The sequence below is a fragment of the Arthrobacter sp. 05L45_2 genome (assembly GCF_056397525.1).
Genome location: NZ_JBFTNO010000107.1, coordinates 1 through 10,308, shown reverse-complemented (window position 1 = coordinate 10,308; position 10,308 = coordinate 1). Strand labels below are relative to the sequence as shown.

Genomic DNA, 10,308 nt, shown 5'->3' with positions numbered 1-10,308 from the left:
GCCGTGCACGGACTGACCGAGCTGCCCGCCGAACTCGTGGAATCGGTCCACAAAGCCATCGTCCCGGTTAGTTGATACCGACTGCCGGCGGCGGGCCCGCCGGAGCAGGCGCAGAGGGGCGGCCTGACTGGGACGCCAACCTCACCGCGGCCTGCCGCGGCGAAGGCCTGGCCGCGGCCTACCAGCCCATTGTTGATACCGCGCGCGGCACAGTGGTGGGCTATGAGGCCTTGGCGCGTTTCCCGGGCTACACGGAGAAGAACCCCGAAGTGTGGTTCGCGGCCGCCCGCAGGAACGGCAGGGCCGCCGAGCTGGAAGCGGCGGCCCTCCGGACGGCACTCCAGGCCCGGCCCGCGCTGCCGCCGAACTGCTTTATGACCGTCAACGTCTCACCGGAGCTCCTGACCTCGGAATGTATCCGCAGCGTCTGGCGCGACGAGGGCAGGCTGGACGGCCTCATCGTCGAGCTCACGGAGCAGACCCCGATCGAGTCCTACGTGGAACTCGAACCGGACCTGAACCAGCTGCGGGCGGCCGGCGCGCTGATCGCCGTCGACGACGCCGGAGCCGGTTACGCGGGACTGCGCCACCTGCTGGCCCTGCGGCCGGCCATGATCAAGATCGACCGCGCCCTGATCCAGGACGTGGACCGCGATGAGGCCAAGCGGGCCCTGATTGACATGCTGGGCGCGTTTGCGAGCCGTGTGGATGCGTGGATCCTCGCCGAGGGTGTGGAACGGGCCGAGGAACTCGACGCGCTGGTGGCCCTGGGTGTGCCCCTCGTTCAGGGATACCACCTCGCCCGGCCCGCGCCGCCGTGGGCCGGCATCGACCTGGACCTGGCCCACCGCCTGGCCAGCACCCGGCCCGTGGCCCACAAAACAGTCATCCGCGACGTCGTCGAGCCGGCGACGACGGCGGCAGGAGTCACCCAGGCGGCCGAGGCCTTTGCCGGGAACCCCGCGCTGGAGGCCGTGGTGCTGCTGGGTGACCATCTGCGGCCCGTGGCGGTGCTCGACGCCGGTGCTTCCGCCCTGGGGGTGGTGAGCCCGGGGATGCGGGTGAACCTTGATACCCCGCTCAGCCAGGCGCTCGCCCGCTCGATGACCAGGCCGCGGAACCAACGGTTCGACATGCTCCTGGTGACCGACAACGCCGGCCGCTTCGCCGGCGTTGCCCGGATGGAGCGGATGATCGTGGCGCTCGCCGGCACCGAAGAGCCGGCGGCCGGCTAGGCCCACCTGAAGGCGGGCCGGCCGCCGTCGGTCGCGGTGCGAGGATGAGGGTATGCCTTTCCCCGATGACCCGCGTGACCCGCGTGACCCGTTGGCGGCGGAGCTGCCCGGCGGGATCAGCATCCGGCCGCTCCGCGTCTCCGACGCGGTCTTGCTGGGCGCCGCCTACCGGCGCAACCGTGACCACCTGGCGCCCTGGGAACCCGTCCGTCCGGACGGGTTCTTCACCACGGACGGCCAGCGCGCCAGCATCGGCGCAAAGCTCGACGAGTTCGCCGACGGCGCAGCGGTCCCGTGGATCCTGGTGGCCGGTGACCGTGCCGTGGGCACCATGACCCTGAGCGGGATCGTGCGCGGACCGTTCCTTAGCGCCAACCTCGGGTACTGGGTGGATGGGGATTTGTCCGGCCGGGGCATTGCCTCGGCCGCCGTCGCCCACGTTGTGGCGGCCGCGCGTGCCGAACTGGGGCTGCATCGCCTCCAGGCAGCCACCCTGCCGCACAATGCCGCCTCGCAGAAGGTGCTGCAGCGGGCCGGGTTCCGGGAAATCGGGTTCGCCCCCGACTACCTGCAGATCGCCGGCGCCTGGCAGGACCACGTTCTGTTCCAGCACATCCTGGACTGAGGGACGGTCACCGCGCCGGGGCCAGACCCGGGCCGCATGGGAGACTCTGACGGTGACTGTCGAATCGTTCGGTGCCCTGCACCACGTCGAGCTGTGGGTACCCCATCTGGGCCGTGCGCGGGAGGAGTGGGGCTGGCTGCTGGCCCGGCTCGGCTATGACCAGCACCAGGACTGGACGCACGGGCGGAGCTGGCGGCGCGGGCCCACGTACATCGTGGTTGAGGAGTCACCGGACCTGAGCGGCCGGGCCCATCACCGCACCGCTCCCGGGCTGAACCACCTGGCGTTCTGGGCCGGGACCCGGGCGCAGGTGGACGCCGTGGCCGCGGACGCCCCGGCCCGCGGCTGGACCGAACTGTTCCCGGAGACGTACCCCCATGCCGGCGGCCCGGAACACTTTGCCGCCTACCTGGTCAACTCCGACGGCTTCGAAGTGGAGCTGATCGCAGCCGACTGAGGCGAAGGCCCGGCGGGTACGGTAATACCCATGAGCATCATCCTGGCCGGCGGCGGACCGGATACCGTCACAACACCGGTCGTTTTCGACCGCTTCGCCGACGGCGTGCGGCGCCGCGCAGGCGGACGCACCGCACGGGTCGCCGTCGTGCTATTTGACCGCGAAGGCAGCGCGGAGTACTTCCTGCCCGCCTACCTGGAGCCGCTGCATTCCCGCCTGGCCTGCGAGGTGGCGCCGGTCCTCATCCGCTCCCACGAACCGGCTGACCCTGGGATGTTCGACGGCGTCGACGGGATTGTCGTCGGCGGCGGCCCGACGACCGAGTACCTGGCCGGCCTGCAGGGTTCGGCTCAGGCCATCCGGTCTGCGGTCGCGGACGGTGTGCCCTATCTGGGCTTCTCGGCCGGTGCCATGATCGCGCCGCAGCATGCGCTGGTGGGCGGCTACCGGCTCCGCGGCGTCGAGGTCTGCTCGGAGGAGTGCTCCGAAGGACTCGACGAACTGGAGGTGCGCGACGGGCTGGGGCTGGTCCCGTTCGCCGTCGATGTCCATGCCGCGCAGGCCGGAACCCTGAGCCGGGCGGTGGCTGCCGTGGCTGGCGGACTCGTGGACCGGGCAGTGGCGGTGGACGAGAACACGGCCCTAGTGCTCCGGCACGCGGACCTGGCGGACATGGAGGTCATCGGCACCGGGAACTGCTGGTCCATCCGGGGCGCCGGGAACAAGGCGGCCGTAGCCGTCCTCAGCGCCGGCTGAGTCCGGCAAGATCACCCTTGCCGCCCGTTGTTACTGACGGGTAACATGTTGTTCATGCACCTGCTTCTGCGCACCCTCCTCCTGCTCCTCACGTCCTCGCGGCGCCCGCCACTGAGCATCTGGGACGCGTCCTCGCTGCCGCTGCGCGTGCTGCCCACGGACATCGATATCGCCATGCATGTCAATAACGGCATGTATTTTTCCCTGATGGACCTGGGCCGTTTCGACCTGATGGCGCGCAGCGGCACCTGGAAGGCGATGCGCCGGCGCGGCTGGACGCCGGTGGCCGCGGGGGAGACCATCGCATTCAGGCGTTCCCTGCAGCTCTGGCAGCAGTACTCGATCGAGACCAGGATCATCGGGCTGGATGAGAAGGCGATCTATTTCGAACAGCGCATGGTGGTGGACGGCGAGATCTACGCGCGAGCCCACATCGCCACCCGACTGGTCAGCAAGGGAAAGCCGGTCAGCCAGGACGAGATCATCCGCGAATTCGGCGCCCCGCCGGCGGACCTGGAGCTGCCCGCCTGGATCCACGAATGGCGGGAAACCAACGCGCTGCCGGGCGCCCGCCGCGCTGCCCCGCACGCCTGGGCCTAGTCCGGCAGGGATGTGCCAACAGCGAAACGCGGGGGACTTTCGCAGGCGCCTCGCGTACCGTTGAACCATGGCAACCGTAGACATTACAGGTGAACAGTTCGCATCGACCGTCGAGGACAACGACATTGTCCTCGTAGACTTCTGGGCCGAATGGTGCGGCCCGTGCAAGCAGTTTGGCCCCACGTACTCGGCCGTCTCGGAGAAGCACCCGGACGTGGTGTTCTCCAAGGTGGACACCGAGGCGGAGCAGCAGCTCGCAGCCGAGGCCGGTATCACCTCCATCCCCACGCTGATGGCTTTCCGCGAAAAGGTGCTGGTGTTCTCCCAGCCCGGCGCGCTGAATGCCCAGCAGCTGGAGCAGGTTGTCGACGCCGTCAAGGCCCTCGACATGGAGGAAGTCCACGCACACGTGGCCCGCTCCCAAGCCGAGGCCGCCGCTACCCCGCAGGACGGCACGCAGATCCCGGACGCCTAGTCCCGGGACTCGGATCCCGGGCCGACGCCCCGGGCCACGACCCAACACCGCGGGGCCACCCCGCGCCCGTCCCGAGAGGGACTGCCGGCGCGGAGTGGCCCCGCGTTTTTGTTGGAGTTTCGGGAGCCTAGAGCTTTTCCAGCTTCACCGGCTCGGCCAGCAGCGCGCTCAGCGACTCGTTGAGGTCCTGCACCGCCGTGCCCTTGGAGTGCTTGTCCAGGTCTTCCTGGGAGGCCCACTGCTCGGTGAGGACCAGCTTGTCCTCGGTCGCTTCGGTGAGTTTGTAGCGCAGGCAGCCGGGCTCGTTGACCACCTCGTCGATGGCGATTTCCAGGGCGAGCTTCACGCGGAAGAATTCGCCCTCGTTGGGGATGAAAGTGGCCAGCAGGTCAATGGGTGCGCTCATGCTTTTCACCCTACCGAACGGCCGCGTTGTCATCGGAAACCGGCGGGAAGATTTCCTAGGACTTCCACGCTTCACCCTTCTCTTGCCGGCCGCCTGTTGGTAGCGTCGCACCATGCTTGCGTACACAGCCGGGGACACTGACGTCCCGCTGCTCGATGAGACCATTGGCGAGAACTTCGAGCGGATCGTCGCCCGGTTTCCCTTCCACGACGCCCTGATCGAGGCCGCCGCGGTTCCCGGCGGGGAAGCCCGCCGGTGGAGCTACACCAAGATGAACGACGACGTCGACCGGCTGGCCCGTGCGCTGCTGGCGGTCGGCGTGGCCAAGGGCGAGCGGGTGGGCATCTGGAGCCCGAACTGCGCCGAATGGACCATCCTGCAGTACGCCACGGCGAAGATCGGGGCGATCCTGGTCAACGTCAACCCGGCCTACCGCAGCCACGAACTCGAGTTCGTGGTCAAACAAAACGGCATGCGCATGCTGGTCGCGGCGCCGTCGGACAAAAACAGCGACTACACCGCCATGGCCCGGCAGGCCCTGGCCGCGTGCCCTGAACTGCACGAACTGGTGTTCCTGCCCGACGGCGGGCTGCCGGGCCTCACCGCCGGGGACCCGGAGAGCAGCGCGGAACAAACGTTCGCCGAACTGCTGCGGCGGGCGGACGACGTCGCGCACTCCGGACTGAAAGCGCGGATGGCCGAGCTCACCCCGCACGACCCCATCAATCTGCAGTACACCTCCGGCACCACCGGCTTCCCCAAGGGCGCCACGCTCACGCACCACAATCTGCTCAACAACGGCTACTCCATCGGTGAACTGCTGGCGTATACCGAGCACGACCGCGTGGTGCTGCCGGTGCCCTTCTACCACTGCTTCGGGATGGTGATCGGCAACCTTGCAGCCTTCAGCCACGGTGCGGCCACCATCATCCCGGGCCGCGGATTCACGCCGGCCGCCGCCCTGGAATCCGTGCAGGACTTCGGCGGAACGTCGCTGTACGGCGTGCCCACCATGTTCATCGCCGAGCTCGCCCTCCCGGATTTCAGCAGCTACGACCTCTCCACGCTGCGCACCGGGGTCATGGCGGGCTCGCTGTGCCCCATCGAGGTGATGAACCGGGTGATCTCGGAGATGAACATGCGCGACGTCGCCATTTGCTACGGCATGACGGAGACCTCGCCCGTGTCCACCATGACGCGCGACGGCGACACCATGGCCCAGCGCACCGAAACCGTAGGCCGGACCATGCCGCACCTGGAGAGCAGGATCGTGGACCCGGCCACCGGGGAGACGTCCCAGCGCGGGGACATCGGCGAGCTGTGCACCCGCGGATACTCCGTGATGCAGGGCTACTGGAACCAGCCGGACAAGACCGCCGAGGCCATCGACGCCGAGGGCTGGATGCACACCGGGGACCTCGCCCGGATGGACCAGGACGGCTACCTGGTCATCGAGGGCCGGATCAAGGACATGGTGATCCGCGGCGGCGAGAACATCTACCCGCGCGAGATCGAGGAGTTCCTCTACAGCCACCCCGATGTCCAGGACGTCCAGGTGATCGGCGTCCCGGACGCCACCTTCGGCGAGGAACTGATGGCCTGCATCATCCTCAAGCCCGGGGCTGCGCCGCTGGATGCCGCGGCCCTCGCGGAATTCTGCCGCGGCAAGCTCGCACACTACAAAATCCCGCGCTACGTCGACGTCCGGGACAGTTTCCCGATGACCGTCTCCGGGAAGATCCGCAAGGTGGATATGCGGCAGGAGGCCGTGGCCCGGCTGCATCTGTAGCCGGCCGCGGGCTGGAGCAGGCAGGGCGGGCTCCGGGCCCGAAGCGCCCGGTCTAGTGCGCGCGGTGGTCCTGGATGGTCATCCGCGGACCGAAGACGGGTTTGCGGAATCCGCTGAGGCCGATCATCCGCACCACGCGCTGGCGGTGCCCGGCCCAGGGAGCCAGGAGCCGCAGCATCCCCGCGTCGTCGGTCCGGCGCCCGGTCAGTGCCGCGCCGACGTAGGCCGCCAGATGGTAGTCGCCCACCGCGATGGAGTCCGGGCACCCGTGCGTGCGCTGCACCACCTCGGCGGCCGTCCAGACGCCGACGCCGGGAATGGTCTGCAGCTTGGCGCCTGCTTCCGCGGCGGGGAGCTCTGCCAGCCGCTCTAGGGCGGCCGCGGACCGCAGGGCCCGCATGATGGTGGCCGACCGCTGCGGGCCAACCCCGGCCTTGTGCCACTCCCACGACGGAATCCGCAACCACTGCGCGGGCGTGGGCTGGAGCAGCAAGCCGACCGGGGCTACGGTACCCGCACCGGGGGCCGGGGTTCCGAAGCGGTACACCAGGTAGCGGTAACCGCGGCGGGCCTCGATCACCGTGACTTTTTGCTCCATGATGGTGGGCACCAGGGCATCGACCATCCGGCCCGTGGAGGGCAGCCTGAGGGCGAGGTTCCGGCGCCGGGCCTCCACCACCATGCGGGGGAGTGTGGCGTGGAAGCCGGGTTCGTCGAAGGCGCTCCAGTCGTCGTCGCGCCCCAGCAGCCGCGGAACGGCGCCGGTCGCCTCCGCCGCCCCCGGCCCCCAGGCGCGGGCCTCAACCCAGGACGCAGCCGCAGGGCCGCCGGACGCCAGGCGGAGGGTCGCCGGGCCTGCCGGCGTCGTAAACGCCATCCAGAAGCCGTCCGGAGCGACCCGGATGGACGGATCGCCGTGGCCCCGGCGCAGGGGTCCGAGGGTCTGCATCAGGTCGAACGGGCCGCCCGGATGCCAGCGCAGAGAAGCGTCCGCCGCGGCAGGGGCGCAGGCGGGAAGTTCTGCTGAAGTCACCGGACCATGATCCCACGACGGGCCGACGGCCGGAGCATCCGCCAAGGGCCGCGGCTGCGTGCGGCCCCGTGCCGGGCGGCCCTTATCCGGGGGCGCCGGGCGGGACTAGAATCCGGCTGATGCATGGATGTCCGTGCCCGCCCCGGGTGCGGAGCCGATAGCGGTCAGGAGAGTGTGATGGCTGGTGGAGTGGTGCACTTCGAGCTTCCCGCGGACGACGAGAACCGCGCCCGGGAGTTCTACACCTCGGTGTTCGGCTGGGGTTTCCAGGTTATGCCGGAGATGGACTACAGCCTGGCGATGACCACCCCGATGGGCGACGACGGCCGGCCCGCCGTGGCCGGATCGATCAACGGCGGCCTGTTCCGCCGCTCGGACCTGACCACGCCGGTGGTTACCGTGGACGTCGAGGACATTGACGACGCCCTGCGGCAGATCGTGGCCCTCGGCGGTTCAGTTCACCGGGAGAAGGTGGAGGTCCCCGGCATGGGCTGGAACGCGTACTTCAAGGACACCGAAGGCAACGTGGTGGGGCTGTGGCAGAACGCCCCCGACGCGGGGGAGGCCCCCGGAGACGCGCCCGCGGGGAGTGCCGGCAACGACATCGGCGCCTGAGCGCCGCTGCCTAGTGCATGCCGCTGGCCAGCCATAGGACCACCACCGCCGCCGGGACGGTCAGGACGACGGCGGCCAGGCCGGCCAAGGCGAAGCCGCCCCAGCGGATCTCGACGTTGAGGGCGCGCAGCCGTTCATGCCAGAGCAGGGTCGCCAGTGACGCCCACGGGCTCACGAGGGGGCCCACGTTGACTCCGATCAGCAGGGCCGCGAGCCGCACCGGCGAACCGCCCACCGGTTCCAGCGCGAGGTAGGCGGGGAGGTTGTTGACCGCGTTCGCCGCGCCGGCCCCGAGCCCGGCCAGCTGCAGTAGGGCCGGGAGGCTGTCCCCGGAACCCGCGACTCCGGCAAGGACCCTGGCCAGGCCATTGGCGTGCAGGGCCTCCACCACCATAAACAGCCCGACGGTCAGCATCAGCGGCCGCCACGGAATCATGGACCAGCGCAGGCTCGACCGGCGGCGCCACAGAAACAGCGCCAGGAGTGCCGCGGCCGCGGCTCCGGCGGGGTACTGGACCGGAATCCCCGACACCAGGGCCGGCAGGAGCAGGAGCAGCACCCCGGCCGAGGAGTACAGCAGCACCTTGTCCCGCACCCGGTGGGCCGGCTGCGGCTCGTACCGGCCGCGCAGGTCCTTGCGGAACGCCAGCCAGAGCAGGACCAGGGGCAACAGGATCCCGACGAGCGCGGGCGCCCACACCAGCGAGGCGAACGCCGCCGGACTCAGGCCCAGCCGCGACTGGGCCAGCAGGTTGGTCAGGTTGGACACCGGCAGCAGCAGCGAGGCCGTGTTGGCGAGCCAGATGGTGGTCAGGGCGAACGGAAGCGGGGGAATCCGGGCGTGGACGGCCAGCAGGACGACGACGGGCGTCACCAGCACCGCCGTCGTGTCCAGCGACAGGAACACAGTGGACACTGTCGCCAGCGCGATCACCAGGAACCACAGGAGGAGCACCCGGCCGCGGCCCAGTGCGGCCAGCCGGTCCGTGACGGTCCGGAACAACCCGGCGTCGTCCACCAGTTCGGTGACCAGGGACATCGCCACCACAAATCCCAGCACGGGGACGGTGCGGCCGGTGAGCTCCTCGAACGCGGGCCAAGGCAGCAGGCCGGTGGCCAGTGCCAGGGCGCCGACGACGAGCATGCCGCCGGGAACCAGGTAGCTCCGCAGCGTCTTCCACCAGGACCGTTTCTTCACCGGCTAATCGTCGCACCTGCCGGGCGGCGGCGGCACCGCGACGTGGTCCCCGGTGCAAAGACGGTAACTTTGTACCTATGAAGTACGCGCAGTCCATCCTGGACCTCATCGGCAACACGCCGCTCGTCAAACTCAACCACGTCACCGAAGGCATCGCCGCCACGGTCCTGGTCAAGCTCGAATACCTGAACCCGGGCGGCTCCATCAAGGACCGCATCGCCGCCAAGATGATCGAAGAGGCCGAGCGCAGCGGAAAGCTCCAGCCCGGCGGGACCATCGTGGAGCCCACGTCCGGCAACACCGGGGTGGGCCTGGCACTCGTCGCGCAGCAGAAGGGCTACCGCTGCATCTTCGTGGTCCCGGACAAGGTCGGCGAGGACAAGCGCGCCGTACTTCAGGCCTACGGCGCCGAAGTTGTGGTCACACCCACCGCCGTCGCCCCCGACAGCCCGCAGAGCTACTACGGTGTCTCGGACCGCCTGGTCACCGAGATCCCCGGCGCCTACAAGCCGGACCAGTTCTCCAACCCCGCCGCTCCCGCCAGCCACTACGAGTCCACCGGCCCGGAAATCTGGCAGGACACCGACGGCAAAATCACGCACTGCGTGATCGGCGCCGGCACCGGCGGCACCATCACCGGCACCGGCCGGTACCTCAAGGAAGTCTCCGCGGACCGTTCCGCTGCCGACGGCGGCGTGGTCAGGATCATCGGCGCCGACCCGTCCGGCTCGGTCTACTCCGGCGGCACCGGAAGGCCCTACTTCGTTGAGGGCGTCGGCGAGGACATGTGGCCGGCCAACTACGACAAGGCGGTGCCGGACGACGTCATCGCCGTCAGCGACGCCGATTCGTTCGCCATGACCCGCCGCCTGGCCCGCGAAGAGGGCCTGCTGGTCGGCGGGTCCTCCGGCATGGCCGTCGTCGCCGCGCTGCAGGCCGCCAAGGACCTGCCGGCGGACGCCGTCGTCGTCGTTATCCTGCCCGATTCCGGCCGCGGCTACCTGGCCAAGATCTTCAACGACCAGTGGATGCGCAGCTACGGCTTCCTGTCCGGCGGCGACGAGGCATCGGTGGGCGAGGTGCTCAAGGCCAAGACCGGCGAGCTGCCGGACCTGGTGC

12 protein-coding genes are annotated in these 10,308 nt (G+C 69.6%); 9 read left to right on the top strand and 3 right to left on the bottom strand.

Features of this window, described 5'->3' with window-relative positions:
- Positions 1 to 71: 71 nt before the first annotated feature.
- The 6 genes from AC1DHD_RS09820 (at position 72) to trxA (ending at position 4,148) form a co-directional block, all read left to right on the top strand.
- Positions 72 to 1,235, top strand: a complete 1,164-nt coding sequence (locus tag AC1DHD_RS09820) for an EAL domain-containing protein (protein ID WP_476879532.1) — start codon at positions 72 to 74, stop codon at positions 1,233 to 1,235.
- A gap of 52 nt (positions 1,236 to 1,287) precedes the next feature.
- Complete coding sequence (locus AC1DHD_RS09815; RefSeq protein WP_476879531.1) at positions 1,288 to 1,860, top strand: GNAT family N-acetyltransferase; 573 nt, start codon at positions 1,288 to 1,290, stop codon at positions 1,858 to 1,860.
- Between the two features lie 52 nt (positions 1,861 to 1,912).
- The gene (locus AC1DHD_RS09810; RefSeq protein ID WP_476879530.1) at positions 1,913 to 2,317 is read left to right on the top strand and encodes a VOC family protein; all 405 of its coding nucleotides are present in this window, start codon (positions 1,913 to 1,915) and stop codon (positions 2,315 to 2,317) included.
- A 30-nt stretch (positions 2,318 to 2,347) separates the two neighbouring features.
- Entirely contained in the window at positions 2,348 to 3,073 is a 726-nt protein-coding gene (locus tag AC1DHD_RS09805; protein WP_476879529.1) for a Type 1 glutamine amidotransferase-like domain-containing protein, read from the top strand.
- Positions 3,074 to 3,127: 54 nt separating this feature from the next.
- The gene (locus tag AC1DHD_RS09800) at positions 3,128 to 3,673 is read left to right on the top strand and encodes an acyl-CoA thioesterase (protein ID WP_476879528.1); all 546 of its coding nucleotides are present in this window, start codon (positions 3,128 to 3,130) and stop codon (positions 3,671 to 3,673) included.
- Positions 3,674 to 3,740: 67 nt separating this feature from the next.
- Positions 3,741 to 4,148: a thioredoxin gene (gene trxA / locus AC1DHD_RS09795; protein WP_476879527.1), complete on the top strand. Its 408-nt coding sequence runs from the start codon at positions 3,741 to 3,743 to the stop codon at positions 4,146 to 4,148.
- Between the two features lie 127 nt (positions 4,149 to 4,275).
- On the opposite strand, the gene AC1DHD_RS09790 is transcribed toward trxA, so the two are convergent.
- Positions 4,276 to 4,554, bottom strand: coding sequence for a putative quinol monooxygenase (locus tag AC1DHD_RS09790; protein ID WP_476879526.1), 279 nt, complete (start codon positions 4,552 to 4,554; stop codon positions 4,276 to 4,278).
- A 112-nt stretch (positions 4,555 to 4,666) separates the two neighbouring features.
- Here AC1DHD_RS09790 and AC1DHD_RS09785 point away from each other — a divergent pair, with 112 nt between their 5' ends.
- Positions 4,667 to 6,343 (top strand): AMP-binding protein, encoded by a 1,677-nt coding sequence (locus tag AC1DHD_RS09785; protein ID WP_476879525.1) that lies wholly within the window; start codon positions 4,667 to 4,669, stop codon positions 6,341 to 6,343.
- A 52-nt stretch (positions 6,344 to 6,395) separates the two neighbouring features.
- Here the strand turns inward: AC1DHD_RS09785 and AC1DHD_RS09780 are convergent, their stop codons facing one another.
- The gene (locus AC1DHD_RS09780) at positions 6,396 to 7,376 is read right to left on the bottom strand and encodes a DNA-3-methyladenine glycosylase family protein (protein ID WP_476879524.1); all 981 of its coding nucleotides are present in this window, start codon (positions 7,374 to 7,376) and stop codon (positions 6,396 to 6,398) included.
- Positions 7,377 to 7,553: 177 nt separating this feature from the next.
- On the opposite strand from AC1DHD_RS09780, the gene AC1DHD_RS09775 reads away from it, so the two are divergent.
- The gene (locus AC1DHD_RS09775) at positions 7,554 to 7,991 is read left to right on the top strand and encodes a VOC family protein (protein WP_476879523.1); all 438 of its coding nucleotides are present in this window, start codon (positions 7,554 to 7,556) and stop codon (positions 7,989 to 7,991) included.
- A gap of 10 nt (positions 7,992 to 8,001) precedes the next feature.
- On the opposite strand, the gene AC1DHD_RS09770 is transcribed toward AC1DHD_RS09775, so the two are convergent.
- Positions 8,002 to 9,135 carry an SLC13 family permease gene (locus AC1DHD_RS09770; protein WP_476879533.1) on the bottom strand — a complete coding sequence of 378 codons (1,134 nt, stop codon included), beginning with the start codon at positions 9,133 to 9,135 and terminating at the stop codon, positions 8,002 to 8,004.
- Between the two features lie 131 nt (positions 9,136 to 9,266).
- Between AC1DHD_RS09770 and AC1DHD_RS09765 the strand changes: the two genes are divergently transcribed.
- A partial coding sequence (locus tag AC1DHD_RS09765) for a cystathionine beta-synthase (protein WP_476879522.1) occupies positions 9,267 to 10,308 on the top strand: 1,042 nt, incomplete at its 3' end.